The sequence below is a fragment of the Arenibacter arenosicollis genome, from assembly GCF_014397245.1.
Taxonomy (GTDB): domain Bacteria; phylum Bacteroidota; class Bacteroidia; order Flavobacteriales; family Flavobacteriaceae; genus Arenibacter; species Arenibacter arenosicollis.
In genome coordinates, this window is the sequence record NZ_JACLHY010000006.1 from 117412 (window position 1) to 137730 (window position 20319).

Consider the following 20319-nt stretch of genomic DNA (forward strand, 5'->3'; position numbering starts at 1 on the left):
ATTAAGAAATTTTAAGTCCATTGTCCACTTTGGACTCCGGTTGTAACAATATTACATCGGAACCGTCAACAGCCCCTAATATAAGACATTCGCTCATAAAATTTGCAATTTGTTTTTTAGGAAAATTTACCACCGCAATTACCTGTTTTCCCAAAAGTTCTTCCTTGGAATACCTTTGCGTAATTTGGGCCGAAGATTTTTTTATCCCCAGATTCGCACCAAAATCCACGTGTATCTGGTAAGCAGGATTTTTGGCTTTTGGAAAATCTTTTATTTCAATAATAGTGCCCACCCTCATATCTATTTTAGAGAAATCGGGCCATGTAATAGTTTCTTTCATGTAACAATTCTGACTTTATAAATAATATCCTTAGGCACATTTCCGGAATATGCCCTATAGGTGTGGACTAAAAGGCCCATTTTCCCGCCTGAGTTTTTAACGGCACTTGGGGGACTGTATTAAAATTCCTTCAACCTGTAGCATTTAACTACATTAAAATTCCCTGCGGTCTAATACTGTTGCATATAATTATCTTACCGCCCCTTTCTTGAAGGTTCATTTAAAAACAACTAATGCGCAATCCTTATACAAAAATCTACAATTTCCTTTAACTTTGTATAATACCTATCCTCAAAATATTAAAGTCATGGCGAACACACCAAGTAATATGTTGCCTTTGGGCACAATAGCCCCTAGCTTTAAATTGCTCGATACTACATCGGAAAAATACAAAAGCCTTCAAGAATTAAAGGGCTCCAAGGGTACCGTTATCATGTTTATTTGCAACCATTGCCCTTTTGTTAAGCACCTTAATTCCGAAATCGCAAAAACAGCCATAGAATACCAACATAAAGATATTTCATTTATAGCAATATCCAGTAACGACGCGGAAAACTACCCGCAAGATGCTCCACATTTAATGAAATTGATCAGTGTGGAGCAAAAGTATACATTTCCATATCTATATGATGAGTCACAAGAAGTAGCTAAAGCTTATGACGCAGCCTGTACCCCGGATTTCTACCTATTCGACGCGAATTTAAAATTGGTATATCGTGGTCAGTTCGACAACTCCCGTCCAGGAAACGGAATCCCTGTCAGCGGAGGTGATCTAAAAGGCGCTATGGACGCCCTACTCGAAGGAAAAGAAATAAATGCAAACCAAAAACCAAGTATGGGTTGCAACATAAAGTGGAAAAAACAATAAGCACTGGAATGGACTTCCAATAAGTTTAGTTAAGTTATAAATTGTACTATTCCAAACAATTTATGGACAATTCCAGCCCTTACGTTCTATTAAACTTTCTATATGTGCTAAATGATGATTGCCATGCCAAGCATATTTTCCAATATTTTCCATAAGGCTTACCTCTACATTGCCATCGGGATGCAAATAAACCTTTTCCAAATCTTCCTTGGACAAACCCTTTAAAAGATATACCAATTTTGCATGCAATGCTTTAAGGTAATTCAACGACAAGATAATTGGTGCGATATTGGCATCGAATAAATTACTCCATTCTTTTTCATCATAAGCTTTAATCACTGGTCTATCCTCCGTCAAAGCCCATTTAAATCTGGTATAACTGTGATGATGACTATCCGCAAGATGATGGACCACTTGTCTTATAGTCCACCCACCTGGACGGTAAGGAGTATTCAGCTGCTCCTGGTTTAGATCAATTACCAAATCTTCCAAACGCGTAGGCAGTGCCTCCAGTTCAGAAATCCAATCGGACAAAATTACCTCACTTACTTTTTGTGTAAAGACGAAATGGCCAATGGGATATTTCAATTCTTCTAAAGTTCTTTCTTCCATATCATAAAATTAAAGAAGTTTGATTCAAATTAATTGTTATCCATTTAAATAATTGTGTTGATATTATAAATATTACTCTTTGGAAGTGGTACCGCAGGTATGACTTAAAATTAGGTTTCTTGTTTGATACAAATTACAACTTTGGTAAATAAATATTATAAAAAAATAAATTAAAAGAAATACACTACATCTTGCCTTTCAAAATGTTATAGACCAAAAATTGGGACAAAATCGATTTATAAAATAATTAAAAGACCATCTATTTTTGTTAAATTTTAATACTTTTTTAACCTTTTAAAAAAGTTGATTACAATGTAATCTACTAATTTTATAGGATATTAATTTTTAACTAAATCACTAAAATATGGCAACTATACGATTGGGCGACGCGGCCCCTGACTTTACAGCAGATAGTTCAATGGGAATGATCAATTTATATGATTATTTAGGCGATGGATGGGGTATTTTGTTTTCACATCCTGCAGATTTCACACCTGTTTGTACCACTGAGTTGGGAACTGCGGCAAAATTTAAAGCTGAGTTTGATAAACGAAATGTGAAAATGTTGGCACTTAGTGTTGATGGGGTGGAATCGCACGGTGAATGGATCAAAGACATTAATGAAACACAACACACCACTGTTAACTTTCCTATTATTGCCGATGAAGACAAAAAGGTTTCCACCTTATACGATATGATTCATCCAAATGCGAATGACAGCTTAACAGTGCGTTCCGTTTATATTATAGCACCGGACAAAACGGTTAAACTAATTATCACTTATCCTGCCTCTACAGGTCGTAATTTTCACGAAATGCTAAGGGTCATAGATTCGCTTCAATTAACTGCATACCACAAAGTAGCTACTCCGGCGAACTGGGAAAATGGTGATAGGGTTGTAATAAGCCCATCCATAAATACAGAAGATGCGAAGAAAATATTTACCAAAGGGGTGGAAGAAATTAAGCCTTATTTAAGGATGACTCCGCAACCAAATATTTAATAACGCAACACCCAATATCAATTTTTAAACATTGAAGTCTTCCCATAATTTAGGAAGACTTTATTGTTCAAGGACGCGAGGTCCTCGACCATATTTAATTGAAGACAGCAAGATATTAACATATTCCACTATCGCCAGGGACATTTAAACATGTTCCATTATCATACAAAAAAAGGAAGAAATCTAAGATAAAGTATCATGGGTTTAAGAAAATAAGTATTGGACCAAGACCATTAACGCACAGTTAATTAGCTGCATAATTTTGATTCCCAGGGATGTCTCGACCCTGTCAAACAAAATATAACTATCAAAAAATCATGTAGTTAAATAATTAAACCCTATCTTCGCACCTAATTTAATTTTTTTAATTTTTTATAATGAATAAAGGAACAGTAAAATTCTTCAATGACTCCAAAGGTTTCGGATTTATCACTGAAGATGGCTCAAGCGAAGATCACTTTGTACACATTTCTGGTTTAATCGACGAAATTCGCGAAGGTGATGTTGTAGAATTTGAACTACAACAAGGTAAAAAAGGATTGAACGCAGTAAATGTAAAAGTGATTTAATAATTACGGTACAATTTTTTTTAGAAAATAGAGCCCATCCGCTAGGATGGGTTTTTTATTGAAACAAAAGTAAAGTTGATTAACAACATCGCTCAAAATTCTTGTTTTCCTCCGCAACCACTGCCGATTTATCGCCTGCCCCTGTAATATTATTATTTTTTACGCAACCTTTTACACCTTTTATCATCTTCCAAAAAAACACTGAGTATACACCATTATAAATAACTGAAGCATGACCACTTTTTTCACTATCCTATTGTCCTTGTTGGTAATAAATATTGCACTATTGGTATTAAGTCTCAATAGGACCAAAAGATAAAAATTGATTTCCTAAAGTAACTTCAAAGTTCCATCCAGTTGTTAGCCAACTGGGTTGAAAACTTATATCGGCCTATAAATCCCCAACCTTGGGCCACAAAAAAAAGGCTCTAATTTCTTAGAACCTTTCAATTACATTTAGCTTAGGCCTTTAACCAATGCCCATTAATTCAACATCAAATATTAGGGTGGCATTCGGTGGAATTACTCCTCCTGCACCTGCACTACCGTAGCCCAAATTAGATGGAATAACAAACCTTGCTTTGTCACCTACCTTCAATAAGCTAATACCTTCGTCCCATCCTGGAATTACTTGGCCAACACCCAACTGAAAGCTTATAGGCTCTTTTCTCTTATAGGAAGAATCAAAAACTTGTCCGTCCAACAAAGACCCTTCATAGTGAACGGAAACATTTTTTCCACTTACGGCCTTGACTCCTTTTCCCTCTTGAACAATTTTATACCTAAGCCCACTAGCAGTTTCGTTAAAACCAGCCGCTACTTTATCCAATTCGGCAGCCATTTTTTTCTTTTCTTCCGCCAATCTCTTTTCCCTAGAGCCTTCAAAAGTTCTAAATGCCTCAACCGCATTCCATTTATCGGCTTCGGCCCCGATTCTTTCAATAGTTAAACTTTCAATTTTATCACCTTGTTTTATAGCATCCACTACATCCTGCCCTTCAACAACATGTCCAAAAACAGTATGCTTGTTGTCCAGCCAAGGAGTAGCCACGTGGGTAATAAAAAATTGGGTCCCGTTTGTTCCAGGACCTGCATTGGCCATTGAAAGTACACCAGGTCCGTCATGTGAAAGATCTGGATGAAATTCGTCGTCAAATTTATAACCACCGTCGCCAGTTCCCGTTCCAAGTGGACATCCACCCTGAATCATGAAATCTGGAATAACCCTATGGAATTTTAAACCGTCATAATACGGCTTACCTTGTGCTTTTATACTATTCTCCAAATTCCCCTCAGCCAAGGCCACAAAGTTACCAACCGTCCCAGGCGTTTTATCATGAGTAAGCTTAACCAGTATTTCTCCTTTCGAAGTATTGAATTTTGCGTAAATTCCGTCTTGCATATCGCTGTTTTTTTATTAGTCTGCAAAGGTAAGGATAAGTTTTCTGTTTATAAAAATCTAGGGAACATAGAAAGTACATTTGGAACCCCCGTTTTAATTAAAAGAAATTCCGGATTCCTCATAGATATCTTAAATAATTGCTGTCGGCAGCAATTATTTAATCCCATATTGATCGAAGAGATAGATTAAACTGGCCATAGAAGCCGCTCCAAGTTCCAATTCCCTTTTATTTACATGTGCAAAGGTGTCATTTGCGGAATGATGGTGGTCAAAATAACGTTGTGAATCAGGTCTTAGGCCTGCCAAAACAATATTGTCATTTTTTAAAGGTGCTATATCCGACCCACTCCCTCCTTTAATAAACAAATGCACCAAATAGGGTTCAAACAAACTTTTCCAGCTTTCCACCTGACTGAAATTAGCCTGGTCACAATCAAATGAAAAACCACGGGGAGTGAATCCTCCGGAGTCACTTTCCAAGGCAAAAATGTGTTTTTCATTTTTCTTGGCGGCCTGCTCCGCATAAGTTTTACCTCCTCGGAGTCCGTTTTCCTCGTTCATAAAGAGCACCACCCTTATGGTTCGTTTAGGCTTGTATCCGGTAGCCTTTAACAATCTTAGCACTTCCATACTTTGAACACATCCGGCACCATCATCGTGGGAACCATCTCCCAAATCCCAGGAATCCAAATGGCCACCTACCACCAAAACCTCATTTGGGTAAGTACTCCCCTTTATCTCCCCAATTACATTAAAAGAATCTGTGTCCGGTAATATTTTACAATTTTGTCTAAAGAAAAAATTTATGCCTGGATTTAATTTGAGCGTGGCACTGAGCAATTCGGCCCCGTTTGTACTGATGGCCGCTGCGGGTATCCTATCGCCCACTGGGGTATCCCCATAACTCATTGCCCCTGTATGGGGAAAATCGTCCAGCCTTAGATTTAAAGACCTAACAATTACACCTACGGCACCGTATTTAGCCGCTTCGGCAGCCCCTGAATATCGTTGGTCCGAGCAACCTCTATAAGACTGAAAGGTATTAATATTGGCAGGATCCATAGGTTTATTAAAAAACACAATCTTCCCTTGAATTTTTTCTTTCCCCAAAGTTTTTAATCCTTCAATACCATGTACCTCTACTACACCGGCCTTAATACCTCCAAAAGGTGTAGCAACAGACCCTCCCAATGCGCAAATTGGAACATTATTAGTTAATCCCGGGTCACTTTCTATATAAGCAAATTCTGGAGTACCCCTCACCCATTTAGGCACCTTTACGGGCTGGAGCCAAACTCGATCTAGTCCCATGGAATCCAAGACTTTTTTGGTGTAATCTACCGCCTGTTGTGCCTGTAACGAACCGGAAAGCCGTCCTCCTATTTGGTTGGACAGATAATTTAACCAAGCATAACCGTTACCATCGGTAAGGGCCGAAGTATAAATTTCCTTAATCTGATTTTGATCATTATTCTGTGCTTCAATATGTGCTGTAATAAGTAGAAATACTACCAATAAATATTTCATTCGTTTTCCAATTGTTTTTTATATTCTTCTAAATTAGCTTTTATTTTATCATCCAGTTCCGGTTCCCTTATATCTTTGTATTTTTTTAACTCTTCCAACAAAATAGCGGCAACAATTACCCGGGCGGCCTTTTTATTGTCAGATGGAACTACAAACCAAGGGGCATGAGGTTTTGAAGTATTGTTTATTGCCTCTTCATAACACTTTTGGTACTTATCCCATATTAGTCTTTCCTTTAAATCGCCTGGGGAAAATTTCCAATTTTTCTTCCTTAAAGCCAACCTACGCAACAAACGCTGTCGCTGCTCTTCTTTGGACAAATGAAGAAAAAATTTAAAAATGATAGTTCCGTTTTCTTCAATGTGGCGCTCAAAATTATTTATTTGTTCAAAACGCTTGTCCCAAAAATTTTGGTCTATGTCCGACACATTGTGGATTCCAGGGATATGCTCGTTCAAAATATATTCTGGATGCACCCTAGTCACCAAAACGTTCTCGTAATGTGTCCGATTAAAAACCCCAAATTTTCCCTTGGCCGGAAGGGCAATGTAGTGTCGCCAAATATAATCGTGCTTTAATTCCAATTCTGTTGGCACCTTAAAACTATGAACCACCACTCCCCTTGCATTAAAATCTTTGAACACCTCCCTAATTAGGCTGTCCTTCCCTGCTGTATCCGTACCCTGTAAACAAATTAGTACGCTGTATTTGCCATGGGCATACATTGTGTCCTGAAACTCTCCCAGCTCAATCCTAATATTTTCCAATGCCCTCCGCAATTTTTTATCTGACGAGTCTAAATCTTCCCTAGTATCTAAATTCACCAATTCAATTTCGCTATCAACCCTATAAGCATCTACCTCTATATTTTTCATGGATAATGTTTAGTGCTCACATTAAGAGCAATTAGAAACAAAAAATATAGGAAATTATTCAAATTACCTAAAAGTTAAAGCTTCAATTTTTAAAGAAACCTAATTTCCATAATATTTGAAACAAATATGATGACCGGCTAAAACATCAATGCAATCGAAAGCTATCCATATGGACCTAAAATTCAAGGAATTACTTTACATTATTAATAGACTATTGAAGACAGATTAGGGATTTTATCGATTCACCATCGGGAAAACATGAAAAAAAAATCACCATATATCCGAAGAAAGCTTCAGTTCGTCTAAAAATAAAATCAACTCCTGTACTTCGTCGAAAAAACATGGAAAAATAAAGTCGTAGGATTACCTTTACAAGGTTATATTTCCCAGTATAACAAGAAACTAAAACCTACTTTATGAGACTTTCCGTTATAGCTGTTTGTTCTTTTGCAATGCTTACTTTCTCCTCATTTAAGAATAACAAAGCCTGTGAATATGCCGGTTCCAATATTGGCTACATTCAATCACAAACTGAAAAGGCAATAGCCACCGAAGACATTAATATGTCCAAATATTTTGCTTATAAGGCATTGAATGCCATAGTGAAATCCAAGTCCCAATTGGAAGATTGCGGCTGTGATCATGCTATTGAGCTGATCCATGAGAGTTCTGTTAATTTAACCAATGCCACCAAGGCCACTTCCTTACCAAGTGCCAAAATATTACTTAAAAAGGCATTGGACAAGGCCTCTGGAAGTTTAGAAGCCCTGGACGAACACGACTCCCATGATAGTAGGTATAACAATGATGTTTTGGCCATGAATACCAAGACTTCAATAGCAGAAAAGAAATCCCAACAACCTCTGGACAATAAAACTCTTGAAAACAAAGTGGACATCGCTTTGGAAAAGTTCAAAGTATCCTTGGACAAGGTGGTGGAATCCGTGGATTGTAAAGAAGCCTTGGCGTTTACACAAAACGTTTATAATATTTGTGAACAGCAACTTTTGAAACCGAACCTTTCCGAAGGCAAAAAATACTATAATCTAAAAACCAAGGAAATTGCAGCCAAGGCCCTTGAGAGGCTTGGTGACTGCAAAAATTAGCAACTGTCCCTAAGCATTGGGCATAAGGCATTCCCGAAACTTAATCTGGGCAAACCCATATTGCAAAGCATAGTAGTATCAACACATGGTTATCTCCGGCAAGCTTTCATTCTTGAACTATAATTCAACTCTAAACTCCATAAACGTAAAGGGTGAATTAAGTTTCCAAATAACACTACCTATTTACTCGCAAACAACTTTACGTCTTCTTCGGTTACTTCGTTTCCTCCAAGAATTATAAGTCGTTCCACAACATTCCTCAATTCGCGAATATTTCCCGTCCAATCATACCCCTTTAACAAGGAAACAGCCTTTGATGAAAATGCTTTAGGTGCGCTTCCGTGTTCCGAGGCAATTTTTTCGGAAAAATGCTTTATAAGCAAGGGAATATCGTCCCTCCTCTCGTTTAGAGCAGGAACCTTAATTAAAATCACTGCCAGTCTGTGGTATAAATCCTCACGGAACCTCCCGTCTTCTATTTCTTTCTTCAGGTTCTTATTGGTGGCGGCGACCACCCTAACATCTACCTTAATATCTTTATCGGAACCAACCCTACTTATTTTATTTTCTTGTAGTGCACGTAGTACTTTTGCTTGTGCCGACAGGCTCATATCCCCAATCTCATCCAAAAATATGGTTCCATTATTGGCCGCTTCAAACTTACCGGCCCTATCCTTGACCGCCGATGTAAAAGCTCCCTTAACATGCCCAAAAAGTTCACTTTCTATTAATTCGGATGGAATTGCCGCACAGTTTACCTCTATCAGAGGGTGGGCATTTCTCTCGCTTTTTTCATGGATCCAATGTGCAACTAGTTCCTTTCCAGTACCATTTGAGCCCGTAATGAGGACTCTGGCGTCTGTAGGAGCCACCTTCTCTATCATCTCCTTGATTACAGAGATTTCCTTGCTCTCCCCAATCATTTCATAGTTCTTACTGACCTTTTTCTTTAAGATCTTGTTTTCCACCACCAATTCCTTTCTATCCAAGGCATTGCGTACCGTAGTCAATAACCTATTTAAATCTGGTGGTTTGGAAATATAATCGAAGGCCCCAATCCTCATGGTGTTAACGGCGGTATCCAAATCTCCATGTCCGGAAATCATGATAAAAGGAATTTCAGGTTTTATTTTGCGTACGGCTTCCAATACCTCAACACCATCCATTTTGGGCATTTTTATATCGCATAAAACAAGGTCAAAATCATCTTTTTTTATGGTTTCCAACCCCATCAATCCATCTTCAGCCTCCTCTACTTTATAGTTTTCATTCTCTTCGGAAAGAATTTTTACCAAAACCCTTCTAATAGCCGATTCATCTTCAATAACTAATATTCTAGACATAACTAAGTATTTTAAATTCCAATTCTAAAACCCGTTCTAAAATAGAAACTAGGTTGGTCGTTCAATGTAAAAATATTATTTCGATCATCATCCCTCAACACCCCTGCTTGAAACAAGGTATGTCCGGCATAACCGTAAAAGAAAATATTTTTGGCTACAGCATATTGATACCCCAATGTAAACAAGGCAACAGAAGTTGAAATGGAAGAAGCGATCCCGGAATCCGAGCTAATCACCGTATTCTGTAAGTTTACATAATATCCGTCCACTATAAATTCTGTTTGAAGCATATGCTTGTCATTGAAAAAGTATTTCATTCCACTCTTGGGCGCACCAACAACATATGCCCAATTGGGATGAAACCTCTTTTCAAAATAAACCAAAGGCAATGGTATTCTTACCGCCACCGTTGAATTATAGGCCACGCCCAATACCAATCGCGTTGGTTTTTCAATATTTGGCCTATCCCGTAATGCTCCAACGGTGACGTTCAAGGACACATCGCCATCACCTATATTGTTGGTCAATGTCGACGACAAACGGGGAGTAACCACTCCTACAAAGCGCCAGTCCTGGTTGTACTGCAATATGTAAGCCATGTTTAAATCGGCCACATGAAATGTTTCTGTTATTTCATCATCATATGGTGCTCCACGATTAAGATCAAAGGCTATTCGATTGTACTCGGCCCCAACAATAATATTGTCGTTCTTACTCACTTTAATGGGCAAATTGGCTACTAATTTTATTCGTGACAGTTTTGCTTCAGCAGTATTTCTGGGCATCAGCATATACTCCAACCTAAAAACATCAGGTGTCTGGGCAGGACAAAAATTCACCAATAAAAGGAATCCAAAGATGAATCCTAATTTTTCTATTTTAATTCCCATTCCCTGCACTATTTTTTTCTACCTGTGTTGTTTGCAAAGGACGGGATTGAAACAAATGAATATCCCTCTGTGGAAAGGGTATACTTATTTCGTGTTCCCTAAATTTGGCATCTATCCTATACCTCATAGCACTTTTAATTTTTGGATCTCCATAGCTGTCGTTAATGTAAAAATTAATGGAAAACAATAAGGCGGAATCCCCAAAATCCTCAAAGAGGACAAAAGGCTTTGGATTTTTTAATACCCCTTTTTGATTACCGGCGATATTTTCCAATATTTTGGTCACCAAATTTACCTCGCTCCCATATGCCACCCCAATCTTAACGCTCTCCCTAGTGCTTTTATGATTTTGGGTATAATTATAAATACTATCTGTTAAAAATTGGTGATTAGGAATTATGATTACCTTGTCATCCCTGGTAAGTGCCCTGGTAGTCCTTAACCGTATTTCAAAAACCTGTCCTACTTTTTGATTTACCTCAACAATATCGCCCACACGTAGGGACTGATCCATAATAATCAAAATACCAGAAATGATATCCTGAAACAAATATTGCAGGGCAAACCCCAAGCCCACAAATAGCGCTGCAGAGGCGGTCAACAGTACGGTTAGATTAACCCCAGAGGTATGCAGGACAACCAATACCACCATGATGTAAAATAGATACCTCAAAAACCCAAAAATACTGATAAACTTATTCTTATCCTCCTCCGGCAACTTTGAGGTAACCAATCTATGGACCAGTTTCAAAGCGTAGGTTACCACTATTATAGAAATAATAATCGTTAAAAAGGTGCCTGCCGTAATAACTACCTTATCACCGTCCCATATTTTGTAGGCAAGGAAATCATTTAAGGACTTGACGATATTCTTTATTTCTTCCATGCTAATATTTCAGCCATTTAAACAAATCCCTATAGGATGGCTTTTTCCCGTACATCAAAATCCCTACCCTATAAATTTTTGCCGCCAACCAAACAATTCCAATAAATGTAACTATCAATAAAAGAATAGACACCGCCACCTCCCAAATTGGCACACCACCTTCTCCAATACCTCCCGGAAGTCTCATCAGCATTACAATAGGCGATGTTAGGGGAAATAAAGAGAATGCCACCGCTATTGGACCATGGGGGTTATTAAAAACAGAAAAGAAACCCACATAAATAGCTAACATTAAGGGGAGTATAATAGGGAAAATAAACTGTTGTGTATCAGTTTCATTATCTACGGCGGCCCCTATTGCCGCATATATTGAACTATAAATTAAATACCCCAATATAAAATAGATCAGAAAAAAACTAATAAGCATAACCCAAGGTATCCTAAAAAGTTCATTCGCATATAATTGTATGGCTGAATCTGATGCCGCCATATACGCTGCTCCGCCAACCAAGCCAGGAGCATTGGACGCTCCTGAATTTAATCCGGACGGATCAATATCGAAAACCAGAATTAGCACTCCAAACATTAAAATGGCGGAAATGATCCAAATAGCAAATTGGGTGACCCCTGCCAAGGAAGTTCCTATAATTTTCCCCAACATAAGCTGAAAAGGCTTCACCGAAGAGATGATAACCTCTATTATCCTCGTTGTTTTTTCCTCGATCACACTACGCATAACAAATCCACCATATATAATGATGAACATCATGATCAGATACCCAAATGCCCCACCTATAAAAGCTTTTATTTCGGTTATACCTTTCAGGTTCTGTTCCCCAGAAAAATTGGCCGTATTAATTTCAAAGTTATTACCTACGCTTTCAAAATCGGATACAGAAACTCCTAATTCCTGTAATCTCCTCAATCTCAGACGATCTTCAAAGACATTTTCCAAATTGTCCAAAATACTGGATCCCGGAGAATCCTTGGTATAAAAGATAGACCTACTAGCCACCTTTTCCAAATCCGGCTCGTCAGGGATATAAAGCAAACCATAAAACCCCATTTTCTGAATAGAATCTTTGGCAGCCTCCAAATCAATATCCCTCATCCTTACAAAGGAGGCACTTTCCGTACCCTGAAAATCCGTTGAAAAATAATTGCTCTCATTTAAAACTGCAATAGTCCTTATTTCATTATCATTTATCTTGGTTAGATAAACAATAAGAACAACCATTCCCACCATAAGGATTGGACTCAAAAACGTCATGACCACAAAGGATTTATTTCGAACCTTTGCTAAATACTCTCGTTTTATGATGAGTGATAACTTACCCATAAATATTATTTAGTTTGAACGGTTCTAATAAATATATCGTTGGCCGATGGAATTGTTTCAGTGAAATTATTAACATTTGCTTTGCCGGATAAATGGGAAAGAAAGGGGCCTGTATCATCCGAAGGCAATTGAACCGTGAAATTTAACTGTATCCCTCCATCGACGTATTCCGAAGAAAGGATATTAAATTTATCTTTTAAGTCCGCCAATAGCCCATTGGCACTTTGCACACCCAGTCCCACTTTATAAATATTGTTCTTATATGCTTTTTTTATATCGCTAAGCTTCCCATCCAATAGTTTTTCCGACTTGTGTATGAGCGCAATATATTCACATAATTCCTCTACCGATTCCATTCTATGGGTAGAAAAGATAATGGTGGTGCCCTTATCCCTTAGTTCAAGAATTTCATCCTTAATAAGATTGGCATTTATGGGATCGAACCCACTAAACGGTTCATCAAAAATCAAAAGCTTAGGCTCATGTAAAACCGTGACGATAAACTGGATCTTTTGAGCCATTCCCTTCGAAAGTTCCTGTATTTTCTTATTCCACCAATCCCCTATTTCCAAGCGATCGAACCAATATTTTAATCTGCTTTTTGCATCTGCCTTGGAAAGTCCTTTTAATTGGGCAAGGTAAAGGGCCTGCTCCCCTACTTTCATACTTTTATAAAGTCCCCTTTCCTCAGGTAAATATCCAATCATGGATATGTGGTGGGGCTGTAATGGCTTGCCATCAAAATAAATTTCCCCTTGATCCGGATAAATAATTTGATTAATTATCCGTATCAAAGTAGTCTTCCCCGCTCCGTTAGGACCTAACAGACCATAAATACTGTTTTTGGGAATTTCCAACGAAACTTTGTTGAGAGCTATATGGTTCCCAAACTGCTTGGAAACCTCTTTAGCGACCAATATATTACTCATGTACGCAATTTCCTCAAAGATATATAATTGCCATGTAAGAGATAGGCTGGAATTTTATAAATTATTCCTTTTTAAGCTTTTTCACATAATTTAACTATGATAATATTATGAGCTAAGGTTCAAGCGGAATTTTGGACAAATATCTATAGGAAAGAAAATAAATAAAGCTTTGAAAATCCTTATCTCCCCTAAAAATGGCTAACTATTCAATATTGCATTTAAAAAATATTAACCTAAAAATGGGGTTTCGGTAAAAAACTTCCCCTATTTAATATTGAGATCCCGTCAAAGGGCGGGATTAGTTCAACCGTCCATCTTTAATTCGCTTCCCTGAAGCTCTTAAAGTCAGGGTTTCACTAATATAACCCACCCGGAATAACGTTAAGATCCCGCCAAGGGGCGGGATTAGTTCAACCATCCATGTTTATTCCGCTCCTTCAGAGCTTATAAAAATGGGGTTGAACTAAAAAACAAAACCCACCCTTAACGAATCAAGGATGGGAAAAAAAATTGCTATGAAAAAGAAAATAATACTGGTTTCCCAATATTATCTCAAATATACGTTTTTTATTTAAAACCTAAATCGACGCGCCACCTAGGAGAACATATCCTTAACCTTTTCAAAGAAAGACTTATCTGATTTCTCTGGTCTAGGCTCAAAATTCTCGTTATTCTGCATACGTTCAAAAAAGTCTTTTTGCTCTTTATTCAACTCCTTGGGCGTCCAGACATTTACATGAACCAGTAAATCCCCACTGCCATATCCATTAAGACTGGAAATACCTTTACCTCTTAATCTAAGGATTTTGCCGGATTGTATACCAGCCTCCAATTTGATTCTTACCTTACCACCTACGGCGTCAATCTCTTTTGAGGTTCCCAAAACGGCTTCGGAAATGCTGATATATAGATCGTAATGAAGATTATCCCCTTCCCTCTTTAACGTTTCATGCTCTTCGGTCTCGATTGCTACCAACAAATCTCCAGGAACTCCATTGCCTGGGGCATCGTTTCCTTTGTTTGGCACTTTTAATTGCATGCCATCCTCAACTCCCGCCGGAATGTTAATACTAACAGTTTCCTCAGCAACCTTTAATCCATTGGCATCCGCATCGCTGGGTTTCTTATCGATCATTTGTCCACTACCTCCACAATTGCTACAGGTAGCTGCAGTCTGCATTCTACCTAAAATTGTATTGGTGATTTTAGTTACTTGGCCACGACCACCACAGGTACCGCAGGTCTGGTATGTTACACCATCTGCCTGAATTTTTCTTCTTACCTTAATTTTCTTTTCTACACCATTGGCAATTTCCTCCAAAGTCAGTTTAACCCTGATTCTCAAGTTACTTCCTTTAACACGTCGCTGACCGCCGCCTCCGCCAAATCCGGAAAAACCACTAAAGCCACCACCGCCAAAGGCACCACCGAAAATATCCCCGAACTGACTAAAAATGTCATCCATGTTCATTCCGCCTCCGCCAAAACCACCGCCGCCTTCAAAGGCTGCATGTCCGTATTGGTCATAACGGGCTTTCTTATTGGGGTCACTTAGAACCTCATAAGCCTCTGCCGCTTTTTTAAACATTTCCTCAGCCTTAGCGTCACCTGGGTTTTTGTCAGGATGGTACTCGATTGCCTTTTTGCGATAAGCTTTCTTTACTTCAGCCGCTGTGGCATTTTTTCCAATGCCCAAGATGTCATAATAATCCTCCTTCATAAAATATTTTTAATTTCCAACAACTACTTTTGGATGGCGTATAATTTTATCACCCAGTTTAAAACCTTTTTCTACTACATCTACTATTTTGCCTTTCAACTTTTTACTAGGAGCCGGAATTTGGGTAATGGCATCATGTATTTCTGCATCAAAGGCATCACCTTGCTTTACTTCAATTTCTTGAAGCCCCTTGTTTTTTAGCGTTTCCTTGAACTTATTGCTTATTAATTCCACTCCCTTAAACATCTCCCTATCCTCAGATTTGGAGACTTCCTTTAGTGCGCGGTCAAAATCATCGATTACAGGTAATAAAGACACGATAACTTCCTGCCCTGCAGTTTTAAACAAATCCATTCTTTCCTTCGAGGTACGCCTTTTGTAATTCTCGAACTCCGCAAAAAGACGTAAAAATTTGTCTTTTTCCTTATTAAGGTCTTCCTGCAATTGCTCTTCCAGGCTAAGTTCTTCCCCTTTTTCTAAATCTTCGTTCCCAACAGATGAACCGTCCTGTTCTCCTTCTTGACTTTCTATATTATTCAGAACATCATCTTCCATTTCTTCTGTTTTATTTTCGTTGCTCATTTAAAATATATTTATATACTTCCGATTTGAAGTGGCAAAAGTACTGCCAATTCTTTAAAAATGTCATAATGTCATTAAACTTTATAAAAAAAACATCCGTCAATGACGGATGTTCACAAATCTTATAATACCATTAACGACTAGGAAACAAACTCATTTCGATAAAGTGTATCGCTGGGCATTTGCTCACCCTTGTCCCCATATATATTTTCCAAGGCCCTACATATGTTCGGGTAGATAAAATCGAATCCCGAATCCTCAATTTTTTTACAACTTACGCGCTGACTAACAAATAACAAGTAAGACATTTCTCCCAAAACTATACGCATCATGGGCTTAGGAATATTGGGCAGCAATAGGGGCCTATCCAAAACTCTTGCCAGTTCTTTTGTCAGCTTAATATTGGTTACAGGATTTGGTGCCACACCATTATATATTCCCGTCAGCTCCTTTGTCAGAACCTGTAAAAATATCCTGCCCAAGTCCTGAAGGTGAATCCAGGATTGCCATTGGTTCCCAGAACCCATGGCTGCCCCAAGGTAATATTTTATGGGCTTGGCCATTTCGGGCAAGGCTCCACCTTTGTTGGACATAACCAACCCTATCCGAATTTTGGCGGTTTTAATATTCACTTTTTCAAATGCATCTACCTCCTTCTCCCATGCAGATACTACCTCCCCCAAAAAACTGTCATCCAACCCTTTTTCGTCTTCCTTATAATAGTGTGATAAAGAATTAGGATAGATACCTATAGCGGAAGCGGACACAAGCGTGTTAATACCATGTCTACCTTCTTTGGGTATAGCCCCCAGTAAAGTTCTTAAGGAATTTACCCTACTATTTAGTATCTTTTTTTTATTATTCTTGGTCCATCTCGTAGAAATACTTGATCCCGCCAGATTGATTATAGCAGTAACCCCGTTAAAACAATTTATATCGATTTCATTCTTGTTGGGATTCCAATAAAAACCATTATAGCCCGTTTGAGAAACGATTTTATTCTTACTGGTGGTCAAGTAGTTCACAGAAATATTATTCTGTTTGCACAAATTTACAATTTCACTCCCTACCAAACCTGTTGCACCTGTTACTAGAACCTTCATACCCTTTCTATCTTTCCATCAACTTGGATATAAATATATGGGTTTTTAATATTGAAGTAGTTGACTTTAGTTTAGGTTTAACAGTCCTAGGTCCTTAGTTGTTAAGTTATCCATAATAAAGGACCAATATTTAGGAAATTTTTAAGGCCCGGAGCATTTCTCTTTTTCCTGGCGGACCGGGCAACCTTTCCACGACAAACCCTACAGCCTGCATAGCCCTCCTTACGCTTCCCTTGGCAGAATAAGTAACCAGCACACCATCTTTTTTCAAAGCCTTGTACATTATGGCAAATACGTCCTCTGTCCAAAGCTCTGGTTGTACCCGGGCACCAAAGGCATCAAAATAGATAAGATCAAAGAGATTGACATCCGAAATTTCCTTAAAATCCAACTGCTGCTTAATCAAGGAAAAACTAGTTGTAATCTGATGTAGTGTTCCCCAAGAAGTTTGGTGCATCTTAAAAAAATACTGTTCAAAATCCTTTGCATCCAGCGCTCCACTATAACCCAATTGCTCCAGTTCTTCGGGGAGCACTGGATAAGCTTCAACACCTGTATAAGTCACTTCCAAACCTTGCTTCTCAGATTCCACTAAAGTTATAAGGGCGTTCAATCCCGTACCAAAGCCAATTTCCAAAATAGACAAGGGCCTATCACGGAACATAGACAATCCGTTCTTAATAAAGACATGATACGCTTCCTGCACTGCACCGTGAATTGAATGGTACTGTTCGTTCCACTCTTCAATTTGAATTGTTTTGGAACCATCTGCAGTGGTAATTATTTTCCTTTTCACATTATTTATTTATCAATACTCCATCCGCTTCAAAGGCATAGGTTTTCTTCACCTCGCTTATTCTGGCAATTTCCTCATCTGGTTTGCCTCCGTCATGGGCAAAATGCCGTTGGTCTTCAACACTCATTTCTTCAACAAAGGCGACGCCATTTACAATTACCTCCTTACCAACAATGTCCCGTGGCATAAAAAAACTATAATCCTTAAATCTCACCATAGTTTCATCCCCGTTTCCCAATTCCAATTTCATCCAACAGCCTTTTACTTTACAGACCTCGGTTACCCGACCAGAAAATAGGGAAGCAAGTGTGTCGGTCTTAGCCATACTTTTATATTTTTTAAGCATCATACCACTGGTCATGGCGTTGTAGTCAACTATTTGGGCTCCGAAATATTCAAAGGTTTCCTCCGCCACGGGTTCCCTGATAGGTTCCTGGGATTTATTTTGTGGCTTACAAGCTGAAAACACAATAAAAAACGCAATCAAAATGTTAAAATGCCTCATAATAGACAGAAATTAAATCACTTTACAAAACTGGGTCTTTTTTGACAAAAAAAGAAGTACTACTAATGATATTTGCTTAATTTTATTGCTTTAAATTAAATCTCTATGCAAACTGTTTCAAATTCAATAATAGTTGAGAAAGTTAAAACCTCGAAAATTGATAAAGTAGATTTTGATAATTTATCGTTTGGGAAGTACTTTACAGATCATATGATGGTCTGCGATTATAAGAATGGAGCTTGGGAAAATCCTAAAATAGTTCCATATCAACCCATTACACTTGACCCGTCCGCTAAAATTTTCCATTATGGGCAATCTGTTTTTGAAGGTATGAAAGCCTACAAGGATAAAGACAAAAATGTTTGGCTTTTCCGTCCCTTGGAAAACCAAAAGCGAATTAATATTTCGTCCAAAAGACTGGCAATGCCCGAATTCCCCGAAGATTACTTTATGGATGGCTTAAAGGCTCTGTTAAAATTGGACCATAAATGGATTCCTACTGCGGAAGGAAGCTCATTGTACATTAGACCTTTTATGTTTGCCACAGGAGTAGGTTTCCATGCATCACCTTCAACCGAATACAAATTTATTATTGCATGTTCGCCGTCTGCCTCTTATTTTGCAGGTAAGGTAAAAGTTTTGATAGAAGAAAAATACTCCAGATCCGCTAATGGCGGTGTAGGTTTTGCTAAGGCCGGTGGTAATTACGCTGGACAATTTTATCCGACCCAATTGGCAGTGGAAAAAGGCTATAATCAGGTTATTTGGACCGATGACAACAGCCACGAATATATTGAGGAGGCCGGTGCCATGAATATTTTTGTTCGAATAAATGATACTTTAATTACCAGTCCAACAAGTGATAGGATATTGGACGGTATAACTAGAAAGAGTATAATAGATATTGCCAAGAATGAAAAAATAAAAGTGGAGGTTAGAAAAATAACTGTTAAAGAGGTTGTTGAAGCCTCAAAGAACGGCAGTCTTAAAGAAATGTTTGGAGCCGGAACCGCAGCTGTAATTTCACCTATTGCCACTTTCGGTTTCCAGGGATCGGATTATGATCTACCGGAAACAAAGGATAGCTATGCCTCCTTATTAAAGAAGCGCATTACGGATATTCAATATAATAAGGCCGAAGATAAATTTGGCTGGAGATATCAAGTGAATATAAAATAGTATTCGCGGTACACCATTAAAAAGCCCCTCATCTTTAAAAGAAGAGGGGCTTTTTTTTATGGATTGCCATGTCCAGGAATTGGATGTTTTATTTTTTATCCAAAATATCCACTATGTTGGGCTTAAAATAATTGGGCCCTTTAAGCACTTTTCCATCCTCCCTGTAAATCGGTTTGCCATCTTTTCCCAATTTACTCATATTGCTTCGCTGAATTTCCTCAAAAACTTCTTCAATTTTATATTGCATACCATGTTCCAGTATAGTACCACACAAAATATAGAGCATATCACCAAGGGCATCCGCTACTTCCACCACGTCATTGTTGGTAGCAGCCTCAAGATATTCCTTATTCTCCTCATCCATCAAATTAAACCTTAGCAAATTCTTATCCTTCCCCAAATCTGCCTTAATCTCCTTGGAAACACCCAACCCAAATGAATTATGAAACAATTCTACCGCACTAAGTTTACTTTTCATTATTGTAATTATTTAAGTTAGATTTGCGTAAAAATATAAATATGTTCAGTACCGGACAATTAATTTTTGCAGGTCTTTTTTTCGTTGCATTTGTAGTAATTACCATAATTTCCTATCAAAAAGACAAAAAATTACATAAAAAAAATTACAAAGGTGTTAAATGGGTAGGACTTTTCTTCACATTATTCATAATTATATTATTTCTTATTAAATATTTCCTTAAAAATTAACAATTATTTTTGGTTCCCCATAAAAAGCACTTCCCCC

At 38.0% G+C, this 20319-nt stretch carries 22 protein-coding genes; 6 read left to right on the forward strand and 16 right to left on the reverse strand.

What is annotated here, in order from left to right:
• Position 1: 1 nt before the first annotated feature.
• On the reverse strand, positions 2 to 340 hold the full coding sequence (locus H4O18_RS08305) for a tRNA-binding protein (protein WP_187583368.1): 339 nt from the start codon (positions 338 to 340) through the stop codon (positions 2 to 4).
• Positions 341 to 647: 307 nt separating this feature from the next.
• Between H4O18_RS08305 and H4O18_RS08310 the strand changes: the two genes are divergently transcribed.
• Complete coding sequence (locus tag H4O18_RS08310; protein WP_187583370.1) at positions 648 to 1208, forward strand: thioredoxin family protein; 561 nt, start codon at positions 648 to 650, stop codon at positions 1206 to 1208.
• A gap of 60 nt (positions 1209 to 1268) precedes the next feature.
• On the opposite strand, the gene H4O18_RS08315 is transcribed toward H4O18_RS08310, so the two are convergent.
• Complete coding sequence (locus H4O18_RS08315; protein WP_187583371.1) at positions 1269 to 1820, reverse strand: YfiT family bacillithiol transferase; 552 nt, start codon at positions 1818 to 1820, stop codon at positions 1269 to 1271.
• Positions 1821 to 2184: 364 nt separating this feature from the next.
• Between H4O18_RS08315 and H4O18_RS08320 the strand changes: the two genes are divergently transcribed.
• Together H4O18_RS08320 and H4O18_RS08325 are read left to right on the forward strand one after the other, a co-directional pair.
• A complete protein-coding gene (locus tag H4O18_RS08320) occupies positions 2185 to 2823 on the forward strand; it encodes a peroxiredoxin (RefSeq protein WP_187583373.1) in 639 nt (212 codons plus the stop codon).
• Positions 2824 to 3200: 377 nt separating this feature from the next.
• On the forward strand, positions 3201 to 3392 hold the full coding sequence (locus H4O18_RS08325; RefSeq protein WP_103442091.1) for a cold-shock protein: 192 nt from the start codon (positions 3201 to 3203) through the stop codon (positions 3390 to 3392).
• 469 nt (positions 3393 to 3861) lie between these two features.
• Here the strand turns inward: H4O18_RS08325 and H4O18_RS08330 are convergent, their stop codons facing one another.
• The 3 genes from H4O18_RS08330 to H4O18_RS08340 form a co-directional block, all read right to left on the reverse strand.
• Positions 3862 to 4794 (reverse strand): peptidylprolyl isomerase, encoded by a 933-nt coding sequence (locus H4O18_RS08330; protein ID WP_187583375.1) that lies wholly within the window; start codon positions 4792 to 4794, stop codon positions 3862 to 3864.
• Between the two features lie 153 nt (positions 4795 to 4947).
• A complete protein-coding gene (locus H4O18_RS08335; RefSeq protein ID WP_187583377.1) occupies positions 4948 to 6321 on the reverse strand; it encodes a M20/M25/M40 family metallo-hydrolase in 1374 nt (457 codons plus the stop codon).
• Positions 6318 to 7196 (reverse strand): PPK2 family polyphosphate kinase, encoded by an 879-nt coding sequence (locus H4O18_RS08340; RefSeq protein WP_187583379.1) that lies wholly within the window; start codon positions 7194 to 7196, stop codon positions 6318 to 6320. Before H4O18_RS08340 ends, H4O18_RS08335 begins: the two co-directional genes overlap by 4 nt.
• Before the next feature lie 416 nt (positions 7197 to 7612).
• Between H4O18_RS08340 and H4O18_RS08345 the strand changes: the two genes are divergently transcribed.
• A complete protein-coding gene (locus tag H4O18_RS08345) occupies positions 7613 to 8302 on the forward strand; it encodes a hypothetical protein (protein ID WP_187583381.1) in 690 nt (229 codons plus the stop codon).
• A gap of 179 nt (positions 8303 to 8481) precedes the next feature.
• On the opposite strand, the gene H4O18_RS08350 is transcribed toward H4O18_RS08345, so the two are convergent.
• The 10 genes from H4O18_RS08350 to H4O18_RS08395 form a co-directional block, all read right to left on the reverse strand.
• The gene (locus H4O18_RS08350) at positions 8482 to 9645 is read right to left on the reverse strand and encodes a sigma-54-dependent transcriptional regulator (protein WP_187583383.1); all 1164 of its coding nucleotides are present in this window, start codon (positions 9643 to 9645) and stop codon (positions 8482 to 8484) included.
• An 11-nt stretch (positions 9646 to 9656) separates the two neighbouring features.
• Positions 9657 to 10535 (reverse strand): DUF6268 family outer membrane beta-barrel protein, encoded by an 879-nt coding sequence (locus H4O18_RS08355; protein ID WP_187583385.1) that lies wholly within the window; start codon positions 10533 to 10535, stop codon positions 9657 to 9659.
• Positions 10525 to 11421 carry a mechanosensitive ion channel family protein gene (locus tag H4O18_RS08360; RefSeq protein WP_187583387.1) on the reverse strand — a complete coding sequence of 299 codons (897 nt, stop codon included), beginning with the start codon at positions 11419 to 11421 and terminating at the stop codon, positions 10525 to 10527. Before H4O18_RS08360 ends, H4O18_RS08355 begins: the two co-directional genes overlap by 11 nt.
• A 1-nt stretch (position 11422) precedes the next feature.
• A complete protein-coding gene (locus H4O18_RS08365; protein WP_187583389.1) occupies positions 11423 to 12760 on the reverse strand; it encodes an ABC transporter permease in 1338 nt (445 codons plus the stop codon).
• A 5-nt stretch (positions 12761 to 12765) separates the two neighbouring features.
• Positions 12766 to 13689, reverse strand: coding sequence for an ABC transporter ATP-binding protein (locus H4O18_RS08370; protein ID WP_187583391.1), 924 nt, complete (start codon positions 13687 to 13689; stop codon positions 12766 to 12768).
• Positions 13690 to 14284: 595 nt separating this feature from the next.
• The gene (gene dnaJ, locus H4O18_RS08375) at positions 14285 to 15409 is read right to left on the reverse strand and encodes a molecular chaperone DnaJ (protein ID WP_187583393.1); all 1125 of its coding nucleotides are present in this window, start codon (positions 15407 to 15409) and stop codon (positions 14285 to 14287) included.
• A gap of 9 nt (positions 15410 to 15418) precedes the next feature.
• Positions 15419 to 15991 (reverse strand): nucleotide exchange factor GrpE, encoded by a 573-nt coding sequence (locus H4O18_RS08380; RefSeq protein WP_187583395.1) that lies wholly within the window; start codon positions 15989 to 15991, stop codon positions 15419 to 15421.
• Between the two features lie 140 nt (positions 15992 to 16131).
• Positions 16132 to 17094: a TIGR01777 family oxidoreductase gene (locus tag H4O18_RS08385; RefSeq protein WP_187583397.1), complete on the reverse strand. Its 963-nt coding sequence runs from the start codon at positions 17092 to 17094 to the stop codon at positions 16132 to 16134.
• Positions 17095 to 17224: 130 nt separating this feature from the next.
• Positions 17225 to 17890 carry a tRNA (5-methylaminomethyl-2-thiouridine)(34)-methyltransferase MnmC2 gene (gene mnmC2 / locus H4O18_RS08390; RefSeq protein WP_187583399.1) on the reverse strand — a complete coding sequence of 222 codons (666 nt, stop codon included), beginning with the start codon at positions 17888 to 17890 and terminating at the stop codon, positions 17225 to 17227.
• 1 nt (position 17891) lies between these two features.
• Positions 17892 to 18395: a DUF4920 domain-containing protein gene (locus H4O18_RS08395; RefSeq protein ID WP_187583401.1), complete on the reverse strand. Its 504-nt coding sequence runs from the start codon at positions 18393 to 18395 to the stop codon at positions 17892 to 17894.
• A 105-nt stretch (positions 18396 to 18500) separates the two neighbouring features.
• Between H4O18_RS08395 and H4O18_RS08400 the strand changes: the two genes are divergently transcribed.
• Positions 18501 to 19574: a branched-chain amino acid aminotransferase gene (locus tag H4O18_RS08400; protein WP_187583403.1), complete on the forward strand. Its 1074-nt coding sequence runs from the start codon at positions 18501 to 18503 to the stop codon at positions 19572 to 19574.
• An 88-nt stretch (positions 19575 to 19662) separates the two neighbouring features.
• Here the strand turns inward: H4O18_RS08400 and H4O18_RS08405 are convergent, their stop codons facing one another.
• On the reverse strand, positions 19663 to 20052 hold the full coding sequence (locus H4O18_RS08405; RefSeq protein WP_187583405.1) for a pyrophosphohydrolase domain-containing protein: 390 nt from the start codon (positions 20050 to 20052) through the stop codon (positions 19663 to 19665).
• A gap of 41 nt (positions 20053 to 20093) precedes the next feature.
• Between H4O18_RS08405 and H4O18_RS22145 the strand changes: the two genes are divergently transcribed.
• Positions 20094 to 20282 (forward strand): hypothetical protein, encoded by a 189-nt coding sequence (locus H4O18_RS22145; protein ID WP_246474130.1) that lies wholly within the window; start codon positions 20094 to 20096, stop codon positions 20280 to 20282.
• Positions 20283 to 20319: the final 37 nt, after the last annotated feature.

Bases quoted from the DNA above. Each gene is read 5' to 3' on its own strand.
- H4O18_RS08305 (WP_187583368.1), bottom strand. From the start codon at position 340: ATGAAAGAAACTATTACATGGCCCGATTTCTCTAAAATAGATATGAGG.
- H4O18_RS08310 (WP_187583370.1), top strand. From the start codon at position 648: ATGGCGAACACACCAAGTAATATGTTGCCTTTGGGCACAATAGCCCCT.
- H4O18_RS08315 (WP_187583371.1), bottom strand. From the start codon at position 1,820: ATGGAAGAAAGAACTTTAGAAGAATTGAAATATCCCATTGGCCATTTC.
- H4O18_RS08320 (WP_187583373.1), top strand. From the start codon at position 2,185: ATGGCAACTATACGATTGGGCGACGCGGCCCCTGACTTTACAGCAGAT.
- H4O18_RS08325 (WP_103442091.1), top strand. From the start codon at position 3,201: ATGAATAAAGGAACAGTAAAATTCTTCAATGACTCCAAAGGTTTCGGA.
- H4O18_RS08330 (WP_187583375.1), bottom strand. From the start codon at position 4,794: ATGCAAGACGGAATTTACGCAAAATTCAATACTTCGAAAGGAGAAATA.
- H4O18_RS08335 (WP_187583377.1), bottom strand. From the start codon at position 6,321: ATGAAATATTTATTGGTAGTATTTCTACTTATTACAGCACATATTGAA.
- H4O18_RS08340 (WP_187583379.1), bottom strand. From the start codon at position 7,196: ATGAAAAATATAGAGGTAGATGCTTATAGGGTTGATAGCGAAATTGAA.
- H4O18_RS08345 (WP_187583381.1), top strand. From the start codon at position 7,613: ATGAGACTTTCCGTTATAGCTGTTTGTTCTTTTGCAATGCTTACTTTC.
- H4O18_RS08350 (WP_187583383.1), bottom strand. From the start codon at position 9,645: ATGTCTAGAATATTAGTTATTGAAGATGAATCGGCTATTAGAAGGGTT.
- H4O18_RS08355 (WP_187583385.1), bottom strand. From the start codon at position 10,535: ATGGGAATTAAAATAGAAAAATTAGGATTCATCTTTGGATTCCTTTTA.
- H4O18_RS08360 (WP_187583387.1), bottom strand. From the start codon at position 11,421: ATGGAAGAAATAAAGAATATCGTCAAGTCCTTAAATGATTTCCTTGCC.
- H4O18_RS08365 (WP_187583389.1), bottom strand. From the start codon at position 12,760: ATGGGTAAGTTATCACTCATCATAAAACGAGAGTATTTAGCAAAGGTT.
- H4O18_RS08370 (WP_187583391.1), bottom strand. From the start codon at position 13,689: ATGAGTAATATATTGGTCGCTAAAGAGGTTTCCAAGCAGTTTGGGAAC.
- dnaJ (WP_187583393.1), bottom strand. From the start codon at position 15,409: ATGAAGGAGGATTATTATGACATCTTGGGCATTGGAAAAAATGCCACA.
- H4O18_RS08380 (WP_187583395.1), bottom strand. From the start codon at position 15,991: ATGAGCAACGAAAATAAAACAGAAGAAATGGAAGATGATGTTCTGAAT.
- H4O18_RS08385 (WP_187583397.1), bottom strand. From the start codon at position 17,094: ATGAAGGTTCTAGTAACAGGTGCAACAGGTTTGGTAGGGAGTGAAATT.
- H4O18_RS08395 (WP_187583401.1), bottom strand. From the start codon at position 18,395: ATGAGGCATTTTAACATTTTGATTGCGTTTTTTATTGTGTTTTCAGCT.
- H4O18_RS08400 (WP_187583403.1), top strand. From the start codon at position 18,501: ATGCAAACTGTTTCAAATTCAATAATAGTTGAGAAAGTTAAAACCTCG.
- H4O18_RS08405 (WP_187583405.1), bottom strand. From the start codon at position 20,052: ATGAAAAGTAAACTTAGTGCGGTAGAATTGTTTCATAATTCATTTGGG.
- H4O18_RS22145 (WP_246474130.1), top strand. From the start codon at position 20,094: ATGTTCAGTACCGGACAATTAATTTTTGCAGGTCTTTTTTTCGTTGCA.